The 22,648-nt window shown below is 72.5% G+C and carries 24 protein-coding genes; 12 read left to right on the top strand and 12 right to left on the bottom strand.

Annotated features, from left to right (window positions below; genetic code table 11):
• Positions 1–119: 119 nt before the first annotated feature.
• Together Pma05_RS33385 and Pma05_RS33380 are read right to left on the bottom strand one after the other, a co-directional pair.
• Positions 120–533, bottom strand: a complete 414-nt coding sequence (locus tag Pma05_RS33385) for a VOC family protein (protein WP_203861497.1) — start codon at positions 531–533, stop codon at positions 120–122.
• Complete coding sequence (locus Pma05_RS33380; protein ID WP_203861496.1) at positions 530–1,423, bottom strand: helix-turn-helix domain-containing protein; 894 nt, start codon at positions 1,421–1,423, stop codon at positions 530–532. Before Pma05_RS33380 ends, Pma05_RS33385 begins: the two co-directional genes overlap by 4 nt.
• Before the next feature lie 118 nt (positions 1,424–1,541).
• Here Pma05_RS33380 and Pma05_RS33375 point away from each other — a divergent pair, with 118 nt between their 5' ends.
• Positions 1,542–2,168: an NADPH-dependent F420 reductase gene (locus Pma05_RS33375; protein ID WP_203861495.1), complete on the top strand. Its 627-nt coding sequence runs from the start codon at positions 1,542–1,544 to the stop codon at positions 2,166–2,168.
• A 60-nt stretch (positions 2,169–2,228) separates the two neighbouring features.
• Here the strand turns inward: Pma05_RS33375 and Pma05_RS33370 are convergent, their stop codons facing one another.
• The 6 genes from Pma05_RS33370 to Pma05_RS33345 form a co-directional block, all read right to left on the bottom strand.
• A complete protein-coding gene (locus Pma05_RS33370) occupies positions 2,229–3,443 on the bottom strand; it encodes an AI-2E family transporter (RefSeq protein ID WP_203861494.1) in 1,215 nt (404 codons plus the stop codon).
• Between the two features lie 142 nt (positions 3,444–3,585).
• Positions 3,586–4,518 (bottom strand): hypothetical protein, encoded by a 933-nt coding sequence (locus Pma05_RS33365; RefSeq protein ID WP_239313643.1) that lies wholly within the window; start codon positions 4,516–4,518, stop codon positions 3,586–3,588.
• Between the two features lie 168 nt (positions 4,519–4,686).
• Positions 4,687–5,373, bottom strand: coding sequence for a response regulator (locus Pma05_RS33360; protein WP_203861493.1), 687 nt, complete (start codon positions 5,371–5,373; stop codon positions 4,687–4,689).
• A complete protein-coding gene (locus Pma05_RS33355) occupies positions 5,343–6,503 on the bottom strand; it encodes a hypothetical protein (protein WP_203861492.1) in 1,161 nt (386 codons plus the stop codon). Before Pma05_RS33355 ends, Pma05_RS33360 begins: the two co-directional genes overlap by 31 nt.
• Positions 6,493–7,644 (bottom strand): sensor histidine kinase, encoded by a 1,152-nt coding sequence (locus Pma05_RS33350; protein WP_203861528.1) that lies wholly within the window; start codon positions 7,642–7,644, stop codon positions 6,493–6,495. Before Pma05_RS33350 ends, Pma05_RS33355 begins: the two co-directional genes overlap by 11 nt.
• Positions 7,645–8,104: 460 nt before the next feature.
• Positions 8,105–9,151, bottom strand: a complete 1,047-nt coding sequence (locus tag Pma05_RS33345; protein ID WP_203861491.1) for an L-dopachrome tautomerase-related protein — start codon at positions 9,149–9,151, stop codon at positions 8,105–8,107.
• Positions 9,152–9,480: 329 nt separating this feature from the next.
• On the opposite strand from Pma05_RS33345, the gene Pma05_RS33340 reads away from it, so the two are divergent.
• Positions 9,481–10,104 carry a DedA family protein gene (locus Pma05_RS33340; protein ID WP_203861490.1) on the top strand — a complete coding sequence of 208 codons (624 nt, stop codon included), beginning with the start codon at positions 9,481–9,483 and terminating at the stop codon, positions 10,102–10,104.
• Between the two features lie 92 nt (positions 10,105–10,196).
• On the opposite strand, the gene Pma05_RS33335 is transcribed toward Pma05_RS33340, so the two are convergent.
• Complete coding sequence (locus Pma05_RS33335; RefSeq protein WP_203861489.1) at positions 10,197–10,832, bottom strand: LysE family translocator; 636 nt, start codon at positions 10,830–10,832, stop codon at positions 10,197–10,199.
• Positions 10,833–11,096: 264 nt separating this feature from the next.
• On the opposite strand from Pma05_RS33335, the gene Pma05_RS33330 reads away from it, so the two are divergent.
• The gene (locus Pma05_RS33330; RefSeq protein WP_239313637.1) at positions 11,097–12,059 is read left to right on the top strand and encodes an aminoglycoside phosphotransferase family protein; all 963 of its coding nucleotides are present in this window, start codon (positions 11,097–11,099) and stop codon (positions 12,057–12,059) included.
• A 181-nt stretch (positions 12,060–12,240) separates the two neighbouring features.
• Here Pma05_RS33330 and Pma05_RS33325 read toward each other — a convergent pair whose 3' ends face one another.
• Positions 12,241–12,765: a GNAT family N-acetyltransferase gene (locus Pma05_RS33325; RefSeq protein ID WP_239313634.1), complete on the bottom strand. Its 525-nt coding sequence runs from the start codon at positions 12,763–12,765 to the stop codon at positions 12,241–12,243.
• Between the two features lie 201 nt (positions 12,766–12,966).
• Positions 12,967–13,368, bottom strand: coding sequence for a GntR family transcriptional regulator (locus tag Pma05_RS33320; protein ID WP_203861487.1), 402 nt, complete (start codon positions 13,366–13,368; stop codon positions 12,967–12,969).
• A 222-nt stretch (positions 13,369–13,590) separates the two neighbouring features.
• On the opposite strand from Pma05_RS33320, the gene Pma05_RS33315 reads away from it, so the two are divergent.
• The 3 genes from Pma05_RS33315 (at position 13,591) to Pma05_RS43620 (ending at position 15,452) form a co-directional block, all read left to right on the top strand.
• Entirely contained in the window at positions 13,591–14,802 is a 1,212-nt protein-coding gene (locus Pma05_RS33315; protein ID WP_203861486.1) for a helix-turn-helix domain-containing protein, read from the top strand.
• Positions 14,803–15,060: 258 nt separating this feature from the next.
• Complete coding sequence (locus Pma05_RS33310) at positions 15,061–15,324, top strand: hypothetical protein (RefSeq protein ID WP_203861485.1); 264 nt, start codon at positions 15,061–15,063, stop codon at positions 15,322–15,324.
• Positions 15,321–15,452, top strand: coding sequence for a hypothetical protein (locus Pma05_RS43620; protein ID WP_275414791.1), 132 nt, complete (start codon positions 15,321–15,323; stop codon positions 15,450–15,452). Before Pma05_RS33310 ends, Pma05_RS43620 begins: the two co-directional genes overlap by 4 nt.
• Positions 15,453–16,115: 663 nt before the next feature.
• On the opposite strand, the gene Pma05_RS33305 is transcribed toward Pma05_RS43620, so the two are convergent.
• Positions 16,116–17,549 (bottom strand): endo-1,4-beta-xylanase, encoded by a 1,434-nt coding sequence (locus tag Pma05_RS33305; RefSeq protein WP_203861484.1) that lies wholly within the window; start codon positions 17,547–17,549, stop codon positions 16,116–16,118.
• A gap of 444 nt (positions 17,550–17,993) precedes the next feature.
• On the opposite strand from Pma05_RS33305, the gene Pma05_RS33300 reads away from it, so the two are divergent.
• The 6 genes from Pma05_RS33300 (at position 17,994) to Pma05_RS33275 (ending at position 22,645) form a co-directional block, all read left to right on the top strand.
• Positions 17,994–18,209: a hypothetical protein gene (locus tag Pma05_RS33300; RefSeq protein ID WP_203861483.1), complete on the top strand. Its 216-nt coding sequence runs from the start codon at positions 17,994–17,996 to the stop codon at positions 18,207–18,209.
• A gap of 53 nt (positions 18,210–18,262) precedes the next feature.
• Complete coding sequence (locus Pma05_RS33295) at positions 18,263–19,093, top strand: NAD-dependent epimerase/dehydratase family protein (protein ID WP_203861482.1); 831 nt, start codon at positions 18,263–18,265, stop codon at positions 19,091–19,093.
• A 71-nt stretch (positions 19,094–19,164) separates the two neighbouring features.
• Entirely contained in the window at positions 19,165–19,773 is a 609-nt protein-coding gene (locus tag Pma05_RS33290; RefSeq protein WP_203861481.1) for an ArsR/SmtB family transcription factor, read from the top strand.
• Between the two features lie 224 nt (positions 19,774–19,997).
• Positions 19,998–20,756: an SRPBCC family protein gene (locus Pma05_RS33285; RefSeq protein ID WP_203861480.1), complete on the top strand. Its 759-nt coding sequence runs from the start codon at positions 19,998–20,000 to the stop codon at positions 20,754–20,756.
• Positions 20,757–20,906: 150 nt separating this feature from the next.
• Entirely contained in the window at positions 20,907–21,113 is a 207-nt protein-coding gene (locus tag Pma05_RS33280) for a hypothetical protein (protein WP_203861479.1), read from the top strand.
• The gene (locus tag Pma05_RS33275) at positions 21,110–22,645 is read left to right on the top strand and encodes a multicopper oxidase family protein (RefSeq protein ID WP_203861478.1); all 1,536 of its coding nucleotides are present in this window, start codon (positions 21,110–21,112) and stop codon (positions 22,643–22,645) included. Before Pma05_RS33280 ends, Pma05_RS33275 begins: the two co-directional genes overlap by 4 nt.
• Positions 22,646–22,648: the final 3 nt, after the last annotated feature.

The following is a 22,648-nucleotide window of genomic DNA, read 5'->3' as shown; positions in this document are numbered from 1 at the left end:
GGCCCGGGAGCGGGGGCGGGACGGTTCACCGGTCCCCGTCCCGCCCCCGGCCCTCCCCACCGGCCGGGCCGGGCCCCCACCGTCGAGGCGGTGCGGGTTCCGGCCCGCCCCCGTGCCGGTCAGGAAGGTGTGGCCTCGCCCCGATAGGTGCCGAACGACCAGCGGTTGCCCTCCGGGTCACGGGCCAGGAATTCCCGTGAGCCGTAGTCGGTGTCCCGTGGCTCCTCGATCACCTCGGCACCGGCGGCGACCGCCCGGGCATGCAGCTTGTCCACGTCGTCGGTCACCACGTACGCCCCGAAGGTGCCCGGTCGCAGCGGCCACGGATCCGCCGGATCGTCCCGTACGGAGCCGAGCATGATGCCACCGCCGGGCGGCCAGCGCAGTTGGGCGTGGTGCACCACGTCGCCCTCGGCGCTGACCATGATCTCCTCGAAGCCGAACGCGTCGACCAGGAACCGGATCAGCCCCCGGGCGTCCCGGGCCCGCAGCGTAGGCCAGACCTGCGGCGGTGGAGGCGAGTTGACTGTCATGCCGCCGAGTCTGCCGACCCGGCCCCCGGCTCGGCTTGGACGTTTCGGAACCCGCCGCCGCCCTCGCCGCCGCCGGCCTCGTCGGCCAGCCATCGACTCGGCGGGCAGCCGGCGAAGGCCCGGAAGTCCCGGTCCAGGTGCGCCTGGTCGTAGTAGCCGGCCGCCGCGGCCACCTCGGCCAGCCCGCCGGGCCGGCCGGCGACGGGCGGGCGCTGGAGCAGCCGGCGGGCCCGGTCGAACCGCACCACCCGGGCGGCCCGCTTGGGGCTCAACCCGATCTCGATCCCGAACGACCGGCTCAGATAGCGGGAACTCCAGCCGGTCTCCCGGGCCAGCTCGGCCACCGGCACGCCGCCACCGCTGGCCAACAGCCGCCGCCAGGCGTGCACGAGTTCGGCCGGGAGCCGGGTGTCCGGGGCGAGCCGGTCGGTGAGCAGCCGGTCGAGCAGCGCGAACCGCTCGGCCCAGCCGTCCGCGCTGCGGAGCCGTTCCCGGAGTTCCTCGGCGAAGGGCCCGAGCACCGCCCCGGCGTCGAGGTCGATGTGCGCGAGTTCTCCGGCCGGCAGGCCGAGCAGCGCCCGCGCGCCGAGCGGGCTGAGCGCCAGTTGGATCCCGGACTGCCGGCCGGGATGCGCGATCAGCGCGGGCGTGGTGTGCAGGCCGCCGAGCAGCGAGTCGTACCGGCCCGGCGGCGTGGCCGGATCCGGATGGGCGACCACCACCAGCGGGTCGTCGAGGGTGAGGATCAGCGTCAGGTACGGCGACGGCAGCCCTCGGTGCCGCCCCGGCGGCAGGTTGCTCTCCCGGTAGCCGACGTACCCGGCGAGGTAGGGCCGCAGTGCCGGCGCCGGACGCCGTCCGACGAACTCCGACCTCGGCTCGGTCGTCACCGTGCCACCTCCCTCGGGGGTTCGACCAGCCTATGCCCGACGGTCGACGGGCGGGGGCGGGCGTTTGCCGGGTGGCTGGTCGGGTAGCCCCGGCCCAGGCGGTGGAAGGGGGAGGACCGTGCGGATCGGCATCGTCGGCACCGGGCACGTCGGCGGGACCCTGGCCCGATTGTTCAACAAGGCGGGCCACGAGGTGGCAGTGGCCAACTCGCGGGGTCCCGACACGCTCCGTGGGCTCGCGGACGAACTCGGCGAGCGGGTGCATCCGGCGACCGTGCCGGAGGCGGCCAGCTTCGGCGACCTGGTGGTGGTCTCGGTACCCGTCGGCCGGTACGCCGAACTGCCCGCCGAGCCGATGGCGGGCAAGACGGTGATCGACACCGGAAACTACTACCCGGAGCGGGACGGCCACTACCCGGAGCTCGACGAGGACCGGACCACCTCCAGCGAGCTGCTCCAGCGGCACCTGTCGGAGGCGCACGTGGTGAAGGCGTTCAACACGATGCGCTGGGAGCACCTGCGCGAGTACGGCCGTCAGTCCTCGGCCCAGCGCCGTTACGGCATTCCGGTCGCCGGCGACGACGTCGGCGCGAAACGGCAGGTCTCCGACCTGATCGAGCAGGTCGGGTACGAGCCGGTGGACGCCGGCCGGCTGGCCGAGGGTCGCCGGCACCAGCCCGGTACCCCGATCTACCTCGCCGACCTCGACGGTGCCGAACTGCACAGCCAGCTCGGCGCCCCGTAACGCCGGGTCTCCCGGCGATCCAGCCCGGCCGAGCCACGCGCGCACCAAAGCCGCGCCGGGTCAGCAGCCATCCGTTCGGCCGGCGTCGCCAGGTGTCGGGCCCGCCTCGTTCTCCTCGTCGGTCTTGCCGGCCGGCGCGCCGTCGGCCCGGGGCGCGTCCTGGCCCTCCGCTTGGTCGTCGGCGTTGCCGGCCCGGGCGTGGCGGTCGGCCGCCACCGTGCTGACCACGTTGTAGAGCACCGCGGCGATCGGCACCGCGACGAAGGCGCCGACGATGCCGCCGAGCAGCGTGCCGGCGGTGACCACCAGCAGCACCACCACCGGGTGCAGCCGGACCTGCCGTTTCATGATCAGCGGTTCGAGCAGGTTCCCCTCCGTCTGCTGCACGGCGATCACCGCGGCCAGCACCAGCAGCGCGGTGGTCGGCCCCTTCGCGGCCAGTGCGACGAGTACCGCGATGCTCCCGGCCACGGTGGCCCCGATGATTGGTACGAAGCCGCCGAGGAACGTGATCACCGCCAGCGGCAGCGCCAGTGGAACGCGGAGGATCACCAGGGCGATCCCGATCCCGATCGCGTCGATCGCGGCGATCATCATCGTGCCCCGGGTGTACGCGCCCAACGTGCGCCAGCCGGCCCGGCCCGCCGCCGCCGTCCGGGCCCGGGCCGGCTCGCCGATCCAGCCCAGCACCCACCGCCACATCGGGCGGCCGTCCTTCAACAGGAAGAACAACAGCACCAGGACCAGCAGCAGACCGCCGACCGCCTCCGCCACGGTGGCCGCCCCGCTGACCGGGTCGGGCGCCGACTTCTGGATCCCGGTCACGGCCTGCTGGGTCCACCTGTCGAGCTGCTGCTCGCTGATCGGGAACGCGCCGATGAGGAAGTCGCGGGTACGCTCCAGCCCCTGGTCGAGCTGCTGGGCCAGGTCGGAGAACTGGTCGGCGGTCAGCCGCCAGATCAGCAGTACGGCACCGCCGAGCAGCCCCAGCAGCAGCAGGATGGCGGCCAGTGCGGCCAGTGCGGGCGGGAAGCGGTGCCGGCGCAGCCGGCTGGCCACCGGATCGAAGAGCGCGGCCAGGAACAGGGTGGCCGCGAGCGCGATGCTCAGCGGGCCGAGCCGGATGGCGATCTGCGCCAGGACGTACGCCCCGGCGGTGAGGACGAGCAGGCAGGCGCTGGCCAGTACGGCCCAGCGCACCAACCAGGGGAGACGGTCCAGTAGCTGGCTGGGGCGCCCGGCGTACCCGTCCGACCGGTCGGCCGCGTTGCCCATGTCCGCCTCCCTGTCGACCTCGGCGTCACGGGTACCCGCCCGATGCCCGGGCGACACCTGCCGCTGTGGGTCGATCTGTTCGGTTCCGGCGGAGAAGGGACGTGCGACCGGTCCGATCAGGTCAGGAGGCGAGCCGATCAGGTCAGGAGGCGGAGCCCGGCTGCCGTTCCGACCAGCGGGCCGGTGGGCCGCCCGGCAGCCGGCCCGGTGCCGGTGAGTTCCGGCCTGACGGCGACAGGTTCCGGCCGGGCGTCGGCGAACCCGCACCCGGTGCCGACGAGTTGCCGGTCGGCGGGGCGGAACTCCGGCTCGGCGTCGGCGCGTTCCGGCGGCGCAGCGAGCGACGGTAGTAGTCGTCCCGGTGCGCGAACTCGACCGGCAGCGACCCGGGCAGGTCGACACCGCGCCGGGGATCGGCGAGGGCGTCGGCGTGCAGCGCCAGCCCGGCGCGGCTGAGCAGGGCGTCCCACTCCGGCGGGGCCAGCTCCACCATGGCCGGATTGGCGAGCCGGAACCCGGCCACCGCCCGCCGGATCACGGTGGCCAACCGGCGTACCCGCTGCGGCGAGTCGAGCGGGCCACCGGAGAGGGCGAGCGCCGGTCGGCCGGTGGCGCGTACCGCGTCGCAGACGACGAGCAGGCGCTCGCCGGCCGTACCCGGATCGGTCTCCGGGCCGGTGCCGGCGGAGAGGACGCGCAGCCCGGCGGGCCATTGCCAGCGGATCTGCCCGGTCACCACCCGGCTGCCGGCCGGCCCGGTCCGGCGCCGGTGCCGGGAATCGGCCTGGAGCCCGGGCGCCGGTCCGAGGTGGCAGTCCAGACAGACGTAGCACAAGCGACGGTCGGTGACGATCACCTCGGCCGGCTGAGGCAACGCCCAGGCCAACTCGTCCGGGCCGGCATCGGGGGCGAGCAGATATCCGGCGACCTCGACCCGGTCGCGCCACAGCACCCGCTCGTCGGTGTCCAGCACCAGCCGGCGGTGCCAGTCGAGCCGGGGGAAGTAGGTATCGTCCTGGTCCGGGTCGTCGAAACGATGGGGCCGGATGAAGAACGGGGACGCGTTCTCGGTCATGGGGGAGGGCCTCCCGGGTACGGGACGTCGTACCTCCTAGGCTGGCGGACTTCCGACCCGCTGTCACGACGGTTGTTGGGGGGTCGGACGCTCGGCTGACCCCTGCACGACCGTCGGCCGATGGGCGTTGGATCTACGGCTGCCGGCGACCGGCGGGTGGGGTCGGAACTAACTGCCGATCTCGTCGGCTCGGACGAGGCCGTCCTCGATGGCCCGGGCGAGCAGGGCGGCCTTGGTCGCGGCGGGCCGGCCGGCCCGGGCGTACTTGATCCGGGCCCGGTCGACGTACTGCTTGACGGTGTGCTCGCTGATGTTCATCCTGCGCGCCACCGACGCCTTCGACATCGACTGGAACCAGAGCAGCAGCGCCTCGCGTTCCTTGTCGGAGAGCACGGGCCGGCCGGTACGCCGGTCGCCGACGATCGCGCCGGCCAGCGCCGGTGGCACGTACGGCCGGTCGCTCGCCGCCGCGAGGACGGTGTCGACGCAGTGCTCCCGACCCTCGTGTTTGGCCAGGAAGGCGACCGCGCCGGCGTCCAGTACGGCCAGGATGGTGTCGGAGTCGCTGTGTTCGGAGTAGACCACCACCCGCCGTCCGGCGCCGCCCAGCTCGGTCACCTTGTCCAGCACCATCCGACCGCGCAGCCGCAGGTCGAGCAGGATCACGTCGGCCGTCGGCTGGTCGGCGGCGAGTACCCGATCCGGGTCCTCGCCGGTCGCCACCACCGCCAACCGTGGCTCGGTCGCCAGCCACGAGCGGATCCCCTCGATGACCACCGGGTGGTCGTCGACGATCGCGACCGTGATCCGCGACCGTTCCGGGGTCATGCCGCCCGCCACCGGGTCTGCACCCATACCAGTTCCTCGTTCTCCTCGTAGACGTACTCGACCTCGCCAGCGACAGCGGAGAAGTCGTCGCCGGCCCTTCCGATGGTGTCACCGGTGCCGCCCGGCTCGGCCGTGGTCGTAGACGTGCCGGGTGTGGTCAGGCTCACCACGACCTCGTCGGGCTGGCCGACCACGGTCAGCCGGGCCCACCGGGTCGCGGCGGTCAGGGTGGTGGTCAGCGGTTCGGCGAGCTGCCGGCGGATCTCCACCGGCAGCGGCGGCAGCGTGCCGACGGCCACGAAGTCGACCGGCAGGCCGTTGCGTTCCACCACGTCGACGCAGGCGCGCAGCTCGTGCAGCAGCGGATCCGGCACGTCGTCCGACTCGGCGATCAGCCGGCGCAGCCGGGACGCCTCCAGGGCGCAGCGGCGCTGCACGGCCGGATCCGCCGGGTCGGCCCGGCCCTCCGCGAGTTCGGTCAGGATGGCCCCGGCGGTCCGGTCCAGCGCGGCGAGCCGGTCCCGGCGGCTCTGGTGCATCCGGCCGGCGGCGGCCCGCTCGGTCTCGATCGCCGTCCGGGCCGCCGCCGCCCGGGCGGTGCTGCCGGCCAGGGTGCCGAGCAGGTTGACCGCGATCATCATCGCGATGGGCAGCGTCGCGTTGCCGTAGACGGCCATCGCGTACCGGCTGAGGTCTGCGGCGCCGGCACCGCGCAGCGCGAGTATCCCGACCAGGGCGATCGCCGCGCCGACCGCCAGTACCGCGACCAGGGCCGGGATCCGGCGACCCCAGAGCAGGAGTACGACGAACCAGCCGAGAGTCGCCCAGCCGAAGTTGGCGGAGTCGAAGACCAGCGATGCCGGGGTACAGGCGAAGACCAGCACGTCGACCAGGAGCAGTACCCCGACCAGCGGCCAGGTCGGCGAGGGTGCACCGCGCAGCAGGTTGACCGCGGCGACCAGACCGACCGCGCTGAAGACCAGCCACCCTGCGCCGACGACCCAGGGCAGCCGGTACTGCGGCCAGTTGCCGAGCACCGCCGGCAGGTTGATGACGAGGTGCCAGCCGAAGGCGATCAGTACGGCCGCGATCCGGGGACCTCGTTCGACGGTGGCGGTGACCGTACCCGCGGCACCGCCGGCCAGGTCAGTGGGCATCCGACCACTCCAGCCGGATCCGGGTGCCCTGACCGGGCGCGGACGAGACCTCGGCCCGGCCACCGACCGTCGCCATCCGACCGTGTACGGACTCCCGCAGGCCGTACCGGTGCCGGGGAACCGTGTCCGGGTCGAAGCCGGGCCCGTCGTCGACCACCTCGACCGCGACGGTGTCGCCGTTGCGGCACAGTCGCACCGAGGCGGTGGCCCCCGGCGCGTGCCGGAGCACATTGGACAGTGCCTCGCCGGTGCTGTGGGTGACCGCCTCGGCGACCGGGGCCGGCACCGCGCACGCCTCCAGCGCCGCGCTGGCCCGCAACTCCGGCAGCCGGCCGAGCAGCGCGCGGAGCCGCTCGTCGAGGGCGATCAGCCGGACCTCGGCCTCCGGCTCGGTGTCCAGCCCAGACTGGCTGCCGGCCAGGCCGGCCAGGGTACGCAGGTCGGCGGCGGCCCGCTCGCGCAGCAGCGGTGACCGTCCGGCCACCCCGCCGAGGCCGACCACGGTGAGGGTGGAAAGGACAGTGTCGTGCAGGTCGCGGTTCTGCTTCCGCTCGGCAGCCCGGGCGGCCCGTGCGGTCAGGGCGGCCCAGGCGGTCTCCTGGTAGGCCGCGAACGCCGCGTCGGCGAGCCGGCTGCTGCGCCGGGCCACCCCGGCCAGCGCAGCCGCGCAGCCGGTCTGCACGGCGAGGGTGATCGCGTGCCCGACCGCCTCGGTGTCGTCGCCGGCCAGGTGCGCGCCGATCCCGTACGCGGCGGCCACCAGCAGCCCGGCCGGGACCGAGCGGGTGATCGGCAGGACGAACTGGGCGACGATCACCGAGGTGCTGGACTGGATCGCCACCCAGCTCACCTCGCCGGGCAGTACCTCGGCGGCGACCACGTCCCGGATCAGCAGGCAGGTGCCGACGGTGAGCAGGACGTCGACGGCCATCGCGGGCGCCGGCCGGCGCCACCGGACCACCAGGGCCGCGAAGAGCACCGACCAGGCGGTCAGCAGGCTCACCACGACGACGAGCAGCGAAGTGGAGACCGGCGGGGTACGCACCGTGAGCGCCGCCACCGCGCAGGCGATCCCGCAGGTGAGCCGCAGCAGGGCCGGGAAGAGCGTGTAGACCCAGCTCAGCGCGCTGGCCGCCGGCATCTCGGTGACGGCCGGCGCCGGGTCGACCGGCCTGGGTTGCCCGACCGGGGCGAAGCCGGCGGCGCTGGGGGAGCCGGCGGCGCTGGGGGAGGCAGAGCTGCTGGGGGAGACAGACATGCGCGCCCGAACCCTCCCGTCGTTCCGCCGCCGCGCGGCAGCACGTCCACGTCAATGTCCATGTCCACACTGGACCGTGCCGCTACCCCTACGCATCGAAGCCGAAGAATAGCAGAGGAATAACTGCTGGTTTGTCCCAGATCGCACGTGGTTGCCGGTCGCCTCCCACCCGGGTAGGTCGGCGGACCGGCCCGGCGTGACCCGACCACCGAACGGGGGTCACGGTGACGGCCGGACGGGGGTCAGTCTGACAGCCGTACGGGGGTCGGCGCGACCCGTCGGTGTCACCGCCGGCTGCGGCGACGACGTACCAGGGTTGCCTGCCGCCGTACGGGTCGCGGGATCAGGCGTGGTCGTTGGCGGGCGGCGCCGCGTTGACCGGCATCCGGTAGATCCACACCGGGTAGTCGACACTGGAGGCGCCGCCGGCCAGTCCCGGAGTGCGGTTGAGCTGGGCCGCCGGGATCCAGAGCTGGCCGGTGCCGTCGAGCCACATCGCGTCGCCCCAGACCAGTCGGGGGTCGGCGACCAGGGTCTCGATCCGGCGGTCGAGTCCGATCGCCAGGATGCGCCGCCGGTCCACGTCGCTCAGATAGATCACCCCGGCCGCGTCGATCGCGGTGCCGCCGGTGGTCGGGGTGTCCACCCACGGCTCGACCTGCCCGGCGACGATCTCGGCGGGGATCTCCGGGTCGTCGAGGCAGCGCGTCTCGATCCGGTGCAGCGGTCCGGAGGCGGGCTGGAAGTAGAGGTACCGGCCGTCCGGCGAGACCTCCAACTGGTCGGCGTGGATCCGCAGTTCCCGGCCGTGCGCGTCCCGGAGCATCTCCCCGTCGGCCCGGAGCGGGCGGCGCGCGACCGTGCTGGCGTGCCCGTCGAGTACCCGGCGGCACGCCCCGGTCGCCAGGTCCAGCACGATCAGCCCGGGTGCGCCGGCGTCGGTCAGGTAACCCATCCGACCGTTGAACCGGACGTCGTCGACGTAACTGTTCGGCCGGAGCGCCGGGCCGAGGTCGTAGCTCCGGACCACCGTCGCCGACTCCAGCTCCACGACGATCAGCCGAGGACCTCCGGGTACGACCGGCAGCCCGATCCCGGGGCTCCCCGAGTCGACGATCCACAGGTTGCCGTCCGGCCCGATCCGCAGCGCGTTGACGTGCACGAAGGCGCCCTCGGGATCGAGGTCGTCGCGTACCTCGTTCCAGGCCGCGTCGGGATAGGGGACCACCCGACCGTCCGAGACCACCTCTCCGACCTGGATCCCGGGACCGTCGGCGGACGGAAAACTCACGAAGACCCGACCGTCGCCGGTGGTGGTCACGCCGGTCCAGACCCGGTCGGTGGCGGTCACCGGGCGCAGCCGGGGATTCTCCTGGATGGTGGGGCGCACGCCGCCGAGCCTATCGCCGGACAAGCCCCGGAACGTCCGTTTCGTAGCAGGTCGACCGGGCCCGCCTGAACAGTCGTACCTCCGGCAGTCGGGCGCCGGCAGTCGGGGTGACGGGTCGGCCGGGTACCAGCGGCGCTAGTCAGGGCATTCCCGGCGTTTCGGGTCAGCTCCTCGGGCACGATGGCCGGGTGGAGTTCGCTTCGGCCGGAACGCCCGCCGCTTGCCGCCGGCCCAGCGGCGCGGCACGGCGCGGCGTACTCCATCACCTGTCCGGCCGGAGCCGCGACGCCGGCCGGTCGGCTGCCGGTACCGGCTGACGGGCGGCCCGGGTGGACGGCGTCATCGAGACCCTCACCGCACTCTCCGGCTGGGCGGCGCTGCTGGTGGTCGGCGGGCTCGCCTTCGGTGAGTCCGCCGCGTTCGTCGGGCTGGTCCTGCCCGGTGAGACCGCACTGCTGCTGGGCGGAGCGCTCGCCGCCGCCGGCCGGGTGAGCCTGCCGGCGATGGTCGTGGTCTCCAGCGTCGCCGCCATCGCCGGGGACAGCGTCGGATACGAGGTCGGTCGATGGAGCGGCCCGCCGCTGCGGCGCAGCCGTCCGGGGCGCTGGGTCGGCGAACAGCGCTGGAGCCGGGCCGAGCGGTTCGTGGCCCGGCACGGACCGCTGGCGGTGATGCTGGGGCGGTGGGTCGGGGTACTCCGGACCCTGGTGCCGGCGCTGGCCGGGATGAACCGGATGCCGTACCGCCGGTTCCTGCTCTTCAACGCCCTCGGCGGCACGGCCTGGGCGACCACCGTGGTGATGGTCGGCTATCTGGCCGGCGCCTCCTGGCGGCGGATCGAGAACCACCTCGGGGAGGCCGGTGCCGGCCTCGTCGTGCTGGTGCTGCTCTGCCTGGCGGCCTGGTGGCTGATCCGGCGACGGCGCCGCGCACGCCGCCGAGCCCGGCCGTGACCGGGCAGGTCGGGCGCGGGGCGGAGCGGGGGACATCCGCTGCCAGGGCCGACGCCGAAGCCGAAGCCGAGACCGGTGACCAGGGACTCGGCTCACCGCTCGACGGCGAGCCGTACGCCGAGGCCGATGAAGATGCCGCCGGTCGCGGCGTCGATCCGGCGGCGTACGGCGGCCCGTCGGCGCAGCCAAGCGCCGATCCGCCCGGCGAACACTCCGACGGCACCGTCGACCAGGAACTCCAACCCGATCAGGATGGCGCCGAGGATCGCGAACTGAAGCCAGACCTGCCCCAACTCCGGACTGACGAACTGGGGGAGGAACGCGATCGTGAAGGTGACCATCTTCGGGTTGAGCAGGTTCGTCAACAGCCCGCTCAGGTACGCCTTCCGGCCCGACAGCCCGCCGTCCCCGGTCGGCAGCTCGGCCTGGGCGTCCCGGCGGCGGTGCCGGATCAACCGCACCCCGAGGTAGATCAGGTAGGCGGCGCCGACGATCCGCACCACCGCGAACGCGGTCGGCGCCGCCGCGAAGAGGGCGGCCAGCCCGGCCGCCGCCACGGCAACGTGCACCGCCTCGCTGGTCGCCACCCCGGCGGTGGCGAGCAGTCCGGCGCGGGAGCCGCCGCGCATCCCGCAGCCGAGCACGAACAGCATGTCCGGCCCGGGCGTGACCATGGCGACGATCGTGGTCAGGGTGAACGCCAGCAGTAGCTGTTGGTCGATCGGCATCCGGCGATCGTCGCATCCGTGCCAAGCCCGCGTCGCCGGGTTTCGCCCCGCCCGGCGGGTCAGTCCGACGCCCTGGCCGCGACCGTGCCACCCCGCCGGTCCCGCCAACCCAGCAGCAGGCCAGCCAGAATCGGCGCCGCCAGGCGGGGCCGAAAATGGCTGGGCCCGCCCGTCCGGCGGCGCCTACCCTGCCAGCAGCCGCAGCCGCAGCCACAGCCACAGCCGCGTGATCGTCAGCCATGCTCGATGTCGAGGGAGATCCGTTTGTCCACCGCTGATCCGTCTTCCGTCCAGGCGCAGGTCGACGAGGCTCTCGTCCGACGGCTGCTCGCGGCCCAGTTTCCGCAGTGGGCGGAGCTGCCCGTCGTACGGACCCGGATCTGGGGGACCGACAACGCGATGTACCGGCTCGGCGACGACAAGGTCGTGCGGCTGCCCCGCCTCGCCAGGTGGGCGCCGCAGGTCGACCGGGAACAACACTGGCTGCCCCGACTGGCCCCGCACCTGCCGTCGACCATCCCCGTTCCGCTCGCGCTGGGCCAGCCGGCCGAGGGCTATCCGTTCCGGTGGTCGGTCTATCCGTGGCTCGACGGCGAGAACCCGAGTCGCGAGGGCGGCGCCGACCCGGACCGGTTGGCGCGGGACGTGGCGGAGTTCGTCCTCGCGCTGCGCCGGATCGATCCCGCCGACGGTCCGGCGCCGGAGTCCAGCAACGCCTATCGAGGCGTACCCATGGGCGACAGCCGGCCGTCGATCGCGGCGGACGACTCGGTCCGCTCGCGGATCGCGGCCCTGGTCGGTCTGGTCGACATCGACGCGCTGACGGCGGTCTGGGAGGCGGCCCTGGCGGCGGGGCCGGCCTGGGACGGCCAGGGCGTCTGGATCCACGGCGACCTCTCGGCCGGAAACCTGCTGACCGTCGACGGCCGGCTCCGCGCCGTCATCGACTTCGGCTGCATGGGTGTGGGTGATCCGGCCTGTGACCTGATAGCCGCCTGGACGGTGCTGCCGGCGCACAGCCGTGCCGTGTTCCGGGCCGCGCTGTCGGTCGACGACGCCAGTTGGGCGCGGGGCCGGGGCTGGGGACTGGCCGCGCGGGTGCCGGCACCGGAGGACTTCTCGACCGCCGACCCGGACCGGGCCGCCTACGCCCGGCGGATCGTGGCCGAGTTTGTCGCCGACCACCGGCAGGACTCGGCGACGCCGGTCCCGGAGCGCAGACACTGACCGGCGGCATTGCCGAGACGGAATACTGGGGCCGGCTGGCACACCGGCTGCGGCGGGAGTTCGCCGGGTTCGCGGACCCCGAGCCGCAGCGGTACCGGTGCGCCGGGTTGGTGCCCGAGGAGTACTACCTGACTGCTGACGAGCCCTGCGTCCGGAGCATGTGCCGCCGGCCCTTCGACAATCAGCGGACTGGTAACGGCAGCACGAGTAGATCCATGGCAGGCCCCCACGGCAGATGCGAGCGGTCGGCCTTTCGCCAGCCGGCCCGTTCGTAGAGACGTCGGGCAAGGGTTCGTGGGTCGGATGCGAGGGTTGCCCATGTCTCGGGGCGGCCGACGAGGAGTCGACGCATCAGTTCGGCGCCGACGCCCTGCCGGCGGTGGTCGGGGTGGACGATCCATTCCATGACTGCAAGCTTGGTCGCAGCCAGTATCTCCGGAGCGGGGTCGGCGTCGGCGCGCGACCACCACACTCCGGCCGGCATCGTCCAGCCATAGGCAGCACCGATCAGATCCGAACCATCCTCGGCGGCTACCAGGGTGAAGCCGGGCCGTGCCGACTCCTCAGGAAGCTTCGCGGCGAATCCGGCCACCTCGTCCGGCCCCTCCTCGTACGGCGGCTCCGCGTACACGATGCCGTACAGGTCCACGAGCGGTGGGAAGAACGGCATGGCGGACAGGCCGTCGAGACGGCGGTAGGTGACCACCGTCGAAGGTTATGCCCGCACGGTCGGGATGCGGGCCTCCAGTTCGGCGACACCCGAGCGAGCGGTCCCCGACCGGACCACGGCGACCACCTGTCGGGCAACCCCGAGCGGGGCAGAGTGCCGGTCAGGCCGAGCCTAGGACGCCGTATCGGTCCAGCTGAGGGCCTGTTCGGCCAGAGCAGTTCAGGCCGGTCGGCACCATTAGGCGAAAGTCAAGACCGTCCGCTCAGCACTGAAGACTCGCGACCGGCCACCGATGGCAACAACCAGGACGGGTACGCCCTCGGGAATGTCGAGGGAGGCTCGCTCCTCCGGGCTCGGCATCCGCGCGGTGACCTTCGACCCACGCTGCACCCGGACTGGCTCTCGGTCGACCTCCTCGCGAACTTGGGTTCCGCGTCCCGGCGCGGCGTCGATGAGGCCCTCCCGACGCAGTTCTGCCACCGCGCGCCGGACGGTGCCTCTTCCGACTCCGTACTCGTGGCTGAGTCTGGCCTCGGGCGGAAGCAGCCCCCCGGGCAACCACTCGCCGGACGTGATCCGTCCTCGCAGCTCGGCGGCGAGCTGGCGATGGCGCGGAACGCCGGAGTGCGGATCTAGCACAGACCGGACGGTACGAGTAACCGGGCGAACATCCGCTGGGGCGGTTAGTCGAATGTACGAACAATAGATCTTGGCGTTAGCGTGGTGAGGACTGCTGGCCCTTCAGCGCTCGATGCTGTTGCGGGACCTTGCGGTAGCAGCGACCGACGGTGCGGCGTACCGTCGATTTCACTGGTCGGATGCAGTGCGGAACGCCGACCGCACCCTTTGTAGGAGGGCACCGTGGGACGTGACTACATCGGCCTGCGCATCGCACGCTGGCGCGACATCGCGCGCCTGACGCAGCAGGAGCTGGCCGACATCGTCGGCATCAGCCGCGAGCACCTTTCGCGTGTCGAGAACGGGCACAAGCCAGTCACCGATCGGCGGCTGCTCTACGCCTTCGCGACCGCGCTCGGCGTCTCTGCCACGGACCTCACCGGGCAGCCGGCCCAGCCGCAGACCCGAGATGACCTTGTCATCTACTCCGCCGTCCCGGCCCTGCGCGGTGCTCTCGACGACGACCCCGAGGACACCTCGCCAATCACGCCGAAGGTCCTGGCCGCCGAGATCGACCGCGCCATGGCCGCCCGGATGGCGTGCGACTACCAGACCCTCGCTGCTCTCCTGCCGCCCCTGGTCATGGACGCCCGTCGGCTGGCCAGCGTCAGCGGCGACGACGGCCGGACCGGTCTTGACCTGCTGGTGCGGGCTACTGTTTGTGCGTCGCTGACCGTCAAGCCGTTCGGCCACATCGACCTCGCGGCGAGGCTCGCCGAACGCGCCCAGGCCGCCGCTGGCCAGCTCGACGAACCGACCATCACCGCTGCGGCGGCCTTCGCCTCGTCACAAACCGCGTTGGCGAGCGGCACCGTCGGCGGCCGACGTCGATCCCTTGCCGTCGCCGCCCGAGCCGCCGACCAGGTCGGGGACATCGGCGGTGACGAGGCGGTGTCCTGGTACGGGATGCTGCACCTCCAAGCGGCGCTCTCTGCCGCCACGCTCGGCCAGACTGACACGGCCAGCGCTCATCACAACGAGGCCGAGCAGGCAGCCGGCCGGGCCGGTGCCGATCCGTGGCGGATGGAGTTGACGCCGGCCAACGTCGGCGTGTGGCGCGTCGCCGAGGCGCTGGAGGACGAGCCCGGCCGTGCACCGGAGTACGCTCGACGAGTCGACCGGACGGGGCTACGGACCCGTCAACGGCTCGCCCACCTGCACATCTCCTGCGGGCGAGGCTGGTACCAGGCTGGCCACCCGGACAAGGCCGTGACCCAGTTCCTCGCAGCCGACGAGGTGTCCCCGGCCGAGCTGCGGTCGCGACCGAGCGTGCGGGAGATCGTCGGCCAGATCGTCAGGGATGCCCGCCGGCAGGGCGGCGCCGAGCTGCGGGAACTGGCGGTTCGGGTGGGCGTTGATCCGTTGGACCCGGATGCCGATACCGGCCCCGTGTAGTGCTGGTCAAGATCGCCGATCTTGAAACGGTGTGACCGCGCGGTCACACCGTTCGTGTTTCTGCCCACCTACGGTCCGTTATGGACGCGGCGGACACCGATCTCCGTCAGCACTCTCTGGTACGGCTGCGCGTCGCGTCCACCGAGCTGGGCGCCGCCCGCCCCCGCAGTACCCCCGGGCGGCGCCCGCCAGGCGGGTGTGGCGGTCGGTGCCGGGGAGGGTCCGGCCGTCACCCCTCAGGTGCGAGGGAGGACGACGTTGTTCACGTGGTGGACGCGGTGGCGCGGCCGGCGGACTGAACGTCGCGCCGCCCCGCAGATCCTGGTCGCCGCCCAGCTCGACGACGCGGCCGAGCAGCGGGCCGCCCGAGAACGGGTCTTGAAACTGGCCAGCGCCTACCACGACGGGCGTGGCCGGGCCGTCCGTGAACGGGCCCGAGCTGCCTGGGCTGCTGAGACCCGATGGGACGGTCAGCCCATCATCACGACGGGTCAACGGCAGCAGTACCGGCGGCGGCCGTGAAGGTCGTTGTCCGGCTTGTCGACATCGTCCTCGACATCCTGGCGTGGTTGGTCGAGGAGCTGCACGGAGTCCGCGACTACCGGCGTGAGGACGGCCGGTGGCGCCGGGTGGACGGGCCGGACCGGTGAGCGGCGGGATCGCTGGGGACTGGAGCCCCGCCCTTGAGTACGCCACCGCGCGCACCGCGCGCCAGGTGCACGGTCGAGGCGGTCGCTGCCTGAATTGCATCCGGCGGGGCTGCCCGGTCGACGCCTGGGCGGCTGAGGTGCTGAGACGCGAAAGAGTAGTCCGGATTCTGCTCTCCGGCCTACTGCCCGAGGACGCGACCGTCGACGACATCCGAGCAGCCCTGGAGCACGTCCGATGACCGCCGGCCTGATGGTGGACCCCTCGGCCGTCTGTATGCCCTGCTGGCTCGCGGCCCGGGCGCCGGTGACCACCGACCCGCACGGCTGCCCCGGCTTTGTGGTCATCGCCTACGGCGGCGTGCCGTCCGTGAAGCCGTGTACCTGCCTGGTGTGCTGGCCCGACGGGCCGCCGTCGGCACCCGAGTCACCCTTCCGGTTGGCCTTTCCGGACGGGTGAGGTGTCGCCGTTGCAGCGGCGGCGCCGCAGCGCCCCCGGTCCGGACGGCAATCCGGACCGGGGGCGACGGCGGCATCTCCACCGCTACGACGAACGTGAACTCGAACGACACTGTCGTTCTGCAACTCAACGACTACGTCAACGGGCACAGAACGATGCGGAGGACCATCGCGGTCCTCCGCACCGGGTGTGTCGTCGCAGGTCGGTTAGCTGGCGCTACAGGTCGGTGACATTCCTGTGCCGCTGCCGGTGCCCTGGAAGCCGAACTCGGTCGACTGTCCGGCGGCTATCCGGCCGTTGTAGCTCACGTTGGTGAACGTGACCGCGCCGCTGTTGCCACTGCGGTTCGCGTTCCATGCGTTGGTGACGGTCGCGCCGGACGGCAGGGTCATCCCCACCGACCAGGCGTTGGTGCCCGACGAGCCGGCCGTCACCCGTACCGTGGCCACGAAACCACCGGTCCAGGAGTTCAGCGACACCGTGGCGGAACAGCCGCCCGGTCCCTGCGTCGGCGGGGTGGTGGGCGGGGTCGTCGGCGGGTTGGTCGGGTTGCCGGTCGGCGGCGTGGTCGGCGGGTTGGTCGGGGTGACGCCGTTGTTCAGCGCGCTGAGCGTCGCGTCGTACGCCGGCTTCTTGTTGCCGTTGCACTCGAACAGCAGCGGGGTGCCACCGCTCCGCCACGAGTCGCAGTCCCGTACGCCCCAGGTGGTGATCCCGCTACAGCGGGCGACGGCGAGGCAGTCGTTCACCACGTTGCGGTAGGTGTTGGCCTGGGTGGTGCCGGAACCCTCGATATCCAGCTCGGTGATCTGGACGTCGACACCGAGCGCCGCGAAGCTGGAGAGCGTGGTGCGGTAGTTGCTCGGGTACGGCGAACCGCTGTTGAAGTGCGACTGGAACCCGACGCAGTCGATCGGTACGCCGCGCTGCTTGAAGTCCTGCACCATCCGGTAGACGGCCTGGGTCTTGTCCCAGGTCCAGTTGTCGGTGTTGTAGTCGTTGTAGCAGAGCTTGGCGTTCGGGTCGGCGGTCCGGGCGGCCCGGAAGGCGGCCTCGATCCAGTCGTTGCCGGTGCGCTGGAGGTTGGAGTCGCGGCGGGCACCGCCGTTGCCGTCGGCGTACGCCTCGTTCACCACGTCCCAGGAGTCGATCTTGCCCGCGTAGTAGCCGGCGACCCGGGTGACGTGGTTGAGCATGGCCGAGCGCAGCGCGGTGCCGCTCATGTTCTGCATCCAGCCCGGCTGCTGCGAGTGCCAGGCGAGGGTGTGGCCCCGGACCTTCCAGCCCCGGCTGGTCGCGTGGTTGACGATCCGGTCCGCGTTGGTGAAGTTGAACTGGTTCTGCTGCGGCTCGGTCGCGTCGATCTTCATTTCGTTTTCGGGCGTGATCTGGTTGAACTCGCGGTTCAGTACCGTCGTGTAGACGCTGTCGCTGAGCTTGCTCGCCGCCACGGCCGCGCCGAAGTAACGGCCGCCCCGCTCCGCCGCCGACGCGCCGAGCGTCGTCGCGGCGTTGGCGGAGGAGGCGAAGGTGAGGGCCGCACCGGCGGTGAGGATGCCGACGGCGAGGGAGACCAGCGCGGCACGCGGGCCGGGTCTGGCCAGCAGGCGTCTGGGGTCAGGGACGGTCTTGTCGCTCATGGCCTGTTGCCTCTCGGGTCCGGGAAGGGATGGTGTGGGTGTGTCGTCGATGCACCCGTCCGCTGTGGTGCCGGCTCGATGGACGGTGTCGTGGGGGATGAGCGATCCGGGGCGACCCGTGCCCGGACGACGACCTCGGCGAGCCCGGCGCAGAGATCGGCGTGGTGACTCGTGCCGTGGTCGGGAGCGATGACCACGGCACTCGGCGCCAGCGGGGCACTAGCCCGTATCCCGGGCATGGGACTCCGTTCAGGGGGCACTCAACCTTACGCTGTATCGACAGGACTCGATTTCAGGAGGCTAACGGAAAGATTCCGAAACTTCAATCGCCCCCACTCTAGCCACATCGGCGCAGGTAAGGATATGGATAGCTCCCACCCGTCCCCCGAGGGCCGGTCGATCCGGGTCTAATCCCTGCTCAACAGCTTCAGGTGGAACGACGCCGTGCGGAGTCGGCCGAATCCCGGGCGGCCGAAACTTTTCGCGGGCGCGACGCATCGCCGGCCCACCGGACCGGTCGGGCGGTCGGCGCCGGAGTTCGTGGGCGAGCGGGTCGTCGTGATCTTCCGGGTCGGAGACCCCGGCGGCCTCGCCGGCGGCCTCCGCGAGCCGCCGCCGCAGGACTGCCCGTTCCGGTACGCCGCCGACCAGTTCGTCTGACGCCTGCGGTCCGTCGGACCGCAGGCGGTGGTGGAAAAAGGTTCAATGGTGGGATGCGTATTGCGGTGACCGGCGGTGCCGGTACGGTCGGGCGGTCGCTGGTCCGCTACGCGCTGGCCGAGGGGCACACCGTGGTGGAGATCGACCGGCCGTCGGCCCTGCACGCCGGCACCGACCCGCCGGCCGAGCTGGTACGCCGGCCCGCCGACGTGACCGACTATCCGGCACTGCTCCGGGTGCTGGACGGCTGCGAGGCGCTGGTGCACCTGGCGGCGTACCCGAAGCCGTGGGACGAGCCCGACCACGTGGTGCACAACGTCAACGTCACCGCCAGCTACAACGCGCTGCGGGCCGCCACCGAACTCGGCATCGCCCGGATCTGCCTCGCCTCCAGCGTCAACGCCATCGGCGGCGGATACAGCCGGAAGCCGCGCTTCGACTACTTTCCGCTGGACGAGCGGCATCCCAGCTACAACGAGGACCCGTACAGCCTGTCGAAGTGGCTCGGCGAGGCCCAGGCGGACAGCTTCGCCCGCCGGTACGAGAACCTCAGCATCGCCAGCCTGCGGCTGCACGCCGTACTGCCGACCCGACCGGCCGTCCGGCCCGAGGTGCGGTACTCGGCCCTCGCCGTCCGCGACCTGTGGGGGTACACCCTGGCCCGGCCGGCGGCCCGGGCCTGCCTGCTGGCCCTCACCGCCGACTTCACCGGCCACCAGGTCTGCTACGTGGTCGCCCCGCAGACCACGACCGGCACCCCGAGCGAGGAACTGCGGCGCGAGTACTACCCGGACGTGCCGGTCCGCGGCGAACTCCGGGGCAACCAGGGGTTCTTCGACTGTACGAAGGCGGAGCGGGTGCTCGGCTGGTGCCACGACGAGTAGTCTCCTGCGCGGGCTCGCCCGACAGCTTCGCTTTCCTTGACAAGAAGAGTTGTCGGTGGCAGGCTTGCCCCATGTTCGACATCGCAGTGATCGAGGATCCGGCGGCGGCCGCGGCCTCGCTCGACCCGATCCGGGCGCGGCTGCTGGCCGAGCTGGCCGAGCCGGCGTCGGCCACGATGCTCGCCGCCCGGGTCGGCCTGGCCCGGCAGAAGGTCAACTACCACCTCCGGGCCCTTGAGCAGCACGGGCTGATCGAGCTGGTCGAGGAGCGTCGCAAGGGCAACGTCACCGAGCGGGTGATGCGGGCCACCGCAGCGTCCTACGTGATCTCCCCGGTGGCGCTCTCCGCCGTGCGGCCCGACCCGGGCCAGTCTCCGGACCGGCTGTCGGCGCGGTGGCTGCTGGCGGTCGCGGCCCGGCTCGTCCAGGACGTGGGCGCGCTGATCACCGGCGCGGACCGGGCCAACCGGCGGGTGGCGACGTTCGCGATCGACGCCCAGGTGCGGTTCGCCTCGGCGGCCGACCGGGCCGCCTTCGCCGAGGAACTGGCGGGGGCGGTCACCGCGCTGGTCGGCAGATACCACGACGAGTCCGCGCCCGGCGGCCGTGACCACCGCGTGGTGATCGCGCTGCACCCGCACGTCCCGGCGGACCAGGAGAACACCGAAGCGACCAGCTAGCAGGGTGGCCGCCGAACGCGGCGGCCCGAGCGGCTGAGTCCCAGCGGGACCGAGCCGGCTGAGTCCCACCGGAAACGAGCCGGCTGATTCCCAGCGGGACCGAGCCGGCTGATTCCCATCGGGACCGAGACCGCCCAGACGTCCCGCAAAGCCATCACGACATTCCGCAAAGGCCGGCCGGACCGGCCTGTTCCGCACACGTCAGCGAATTGGAGAGTTCTACGGTGGGACACGAATTCGAGCTGCGCAAGGAGATCGAGCTGGCGGCGACGCCGGAGCAGGTCTGGGCGGCGATCGCCACCGGCCCCGGCATCGACTCCTGGTTCATGGGCCATACGGAGGTGGACCCGCGCGAGGGCGGGCGGAACACGTTCGCCATGGGCGGTGAAACCGAGGAGTCGACGGTGACCGCCTGGGAGCCCGGCAAGCGGTTCGGGTACGGCACCGAGCCCGGGCCGGACGGCACGTTCATGGCGATCGAATACCTGATCGAGGGGCGTGACCAGGGCAGCACCGTGTTGCACCTGGTGCAGAGCGGCGTGCTCGGCGACAACTGGGAGAGCGAGTACGAGGCGATGCGGGCCGGCTGGGGCATGTACCTGGGCAACCTGGCCGCGTACGTGCGGCACTTCCCGGGGCGGCACAGTGCCCAGGTCGCCGCGTTCCGGCCCGGTGCCGGCGAGCCGGACCAGGTCTGGGCGGCCGTGGCGGGGGCGTTCGGCATCTCCGGCCAGATCGTCGAGGGTGCACCGGCTCGGCTCACCCTCGCCGGCCTGCCGCCGATCGAGGGCGTCGTCGACCTCACCGGCCTGCCCAGCTACTTCGGGGTACGCACCGACGACGCGCTCTACCGGTTCCTGCACTCCGGCACCGACCGGGGCAGCGTGCTGGTCCTCGGCCACCACCTCTTCGGCGCCGACGTGGACCAGGCTCAGGCCGAGCGGGCCTGGCAGGACTGGGTCACCCAGCTTCCCCTCGACTGACTGTGAGCACGCCGGAAGGGGCCCCACCACCGGGTCCCTTCCGGCGTCCTCGCCCCCGACGCCGGGTCGGGGTCGTACTCCCGGTGGAGTACGGATTTCGACTCCGATCGGCAGACGTCCACCGGCGGCCCGGTTACCTAGCGTCGGGGCATGGCTGAACGACGTCTGCTCTGGGTCGGGCTGGTCGTGGCACTGGTCGGGCTCGCCTTCAATCTCGGCTGGTTCTTCGTCCCGCCGCACGTCTGGTTCGACGACCCCGGTCTGGTACCGATGCCCGAGGCGCTGCTCGGCTGGTGGGTGATCGCCATCGGGGTGGTACTCGCGCTCTGGAGCCTGCGGCCCCGGAGCCGGCGGTGACCACCCGGCGCAAGGTGCTCGGCTGGCTCGGTGCCGGTACCGGCCTGCTCGTCGCCCCCGCCGCCGGATTCGCCGGCTACCTCTGGGCGGAGTCCGGGCGGAGCAACGTCGGCACGCTGTCGTTCCGCAACCGGCTGCCGATCCCGCCACTGCTGCCGCCCGTCGTCGACGCCGACGGGCGCAAACGGTTCCGCCTCACCCTCGCCGAGGGCCGCACCGAACTGCTGCCCGGCACCGGCACCACCACCTGGGGTGCGAACGGGCCGATCCTCGGGCCGACGCTGCGGGCCCGTCGCGGTGACCGGGTGGCGGTCGACGTGACCAACAACCTGCCCGAGAGCACCTCGGTGCACTGGCACGGCATGCATCTGCCGGCGGTGATGGACGGCGGCCCACACCAGCCGATCGAGCCGGGCCGGACCTGGCAGCCGTACTGGACGGTGGAGCAGCGGGCGGCGACCCTCTGGTACCACCCGCACCTGCACCAGCGCACCGCGGCGCACGTCTATCGGGGGGTTGCCGGCCTGTTCCTGGTCGACGACGACGAGACCGACGCGCTGCCGCTGCCCCGCCGGTACGGGGTAGACGACATCCCGCTGATCCTCCAGGACCGGAAGCTGCACGACGACGGCTCGCTCGACGAGTCCGGCATGCAGTTCGGCGGCTTCTCCGTCACGGGCCTGCTCGGCGACCGGATCCTGGTCAACGGCGGCTACGACCCGTACCTGGAGGTCGGCGACGAGCTGGTCCGGTTCCGGCTGCTCAACGGCGCGAACGCCCGGGTCTTCTCGGTCGGGTTCGCCGACGACCGGGAATTCTCGCTGGTGGCCACCGACGCGGGACTCCGGGACACGCCGCTGCCGCTGCGCCGGCTGATGCTCTCGCCGGGCGAGCGCGCCGAGATCGTCGTCCGGTTCCGGCCCGGCGAGGAGGTGCTGCTGCGCGGCTTCCCGGCGCCGATGGGCGGCAACGTACTGATCCGGCGGATGGCCGGTGGTGCCGACACCTTCGACCTGCTGAAGATCGTCGCGGCGTCGACGCTGCGGCCGTCGCCCGCGCTGCCCTCCCGGCTGGCCGCCGCGCCACCGGTGCCCGCGCCGACCCGGGCCGAGCCGTACCGGATGACGATGGGGGACTTCCGGTTCGACGAGCGGGTGATGGACCTGACCAGGATCGACCGGGTGGTCCGGGCCGGCTCGGTGGAGATCTGGGAGATCGGCAACACCGGCGGGATCCCGCACAACTTCCACCTGCACGGGGCGGCGTTCCACCTGCTCGACGTAGCCGGCCGGCCGCCGGCGCCGCACCTGACCGGCGAGAAGGACACCGTGTACGTCCCGCCGGGCGGCCGGGTCCGGCTCGCCGTACGGTTCCTGGCGCACTCGGACGTGCGGAGGCCGTACATGTTCCACTGCCACCTGCTCGCCCACGAGGACGCCGGCATGATGGGACAATTCATTACCGTCTCGGCTCGGGACGAGCCCCAGGTGCCGGCCGACCTCGCCGGCCCGCATCCGGGGCACGGGAGGTGAGAT

The organism is Plantactinospora mayteni (assembly GCF_016862935.1).
Taxonomy (GTDB): Bacteria; Actinomycetota; Actinomycetes; order Mycobacteriales; family Micromonosporaceae; genus Plantactinospora; species Plantactinospora mayteni.
Note: the sequence above shows the minus strand (reverse complement) of the source record. Positions and strands in the feature narration are given on the sequence as shown.

Coding starts and splice junctions, on each gene's coding strand:
- Pma05_RS33385 (WP_203861497.1), bottom strand. CDS start 533: ATGACAGTCAACTCGCCTCCACCGCCGCAGGTCTGGCCTACGCTGCGG.
- Pma05_RS33370 (WP_203861494.1), bottom strand. CDS start 3,443: ATGGGCAACGCGGCCGACCGGTCGGACGGGTACGCCGGGCGCCCCAGC.
- Pma05_RS33365 (WP_239313643.1), bottom strand. CDS start 4,518: ATGACCGAGAACGCGTCCCCGTTCTTCATCCGGCCCCATCGTTTCGAC.
- Pma05_RS33360 (WP_203861493.1), bottom strand. CDS start 5,373: ATGGGTGCAGACCCGGTGGCGGGCGGCATGACCCCGGAACGGTCGCGG.
- Pma05_RS33355 (WP_203861492.1), bottom strand. CDS start 6,503: ATGCCCACTGACCTGGCCGGCGGTGCCGCGGGTACGGTCACCGCCACC.
- Pma05_RS33350 (WP_203861528.1), bottom strand. CDS start 7,644: ATGCCGGCGGCCAGCGCGCTGAGCTGGGTCTACACGCTCTTCCCGGCC.
- Pma05_RS33335 (WP_203861489.1), bottom strand. CDS start 10,832: ATGCCGATCGACCAACAGCTACTGCTGGCGTTCACCCTGACCACGATC.
- Pma05_RS33305 (WP_203861484.1), bottom strand. CDS start 17,549: ATGAGCGACAAGACCGTCCCTGACCCCAGACGCCTGCTGGCCAGACCC.
- Pma05_RS33295 (WP_203861482.1), top strand. CDS start 18,263: ATGCGTATTGCGGTGACCGGCGGTGCCGGTACGGTCGGGCGGTCGCTG.
- Pma05_RS33290 (WP_203861481.1), top strand. CDS start 19,165: ATGTTCGACATCGCAGTGATCGAGGATCCGGCGGCGGCCGCGGCCTCG.
- Pma05_RS33280 (WP_203861479.1), top strand. CDS start 20,907: ATGGCTGAACGACGTCTGCTCTGGGTCGGGCTGGTCGTGGCACTGGTC.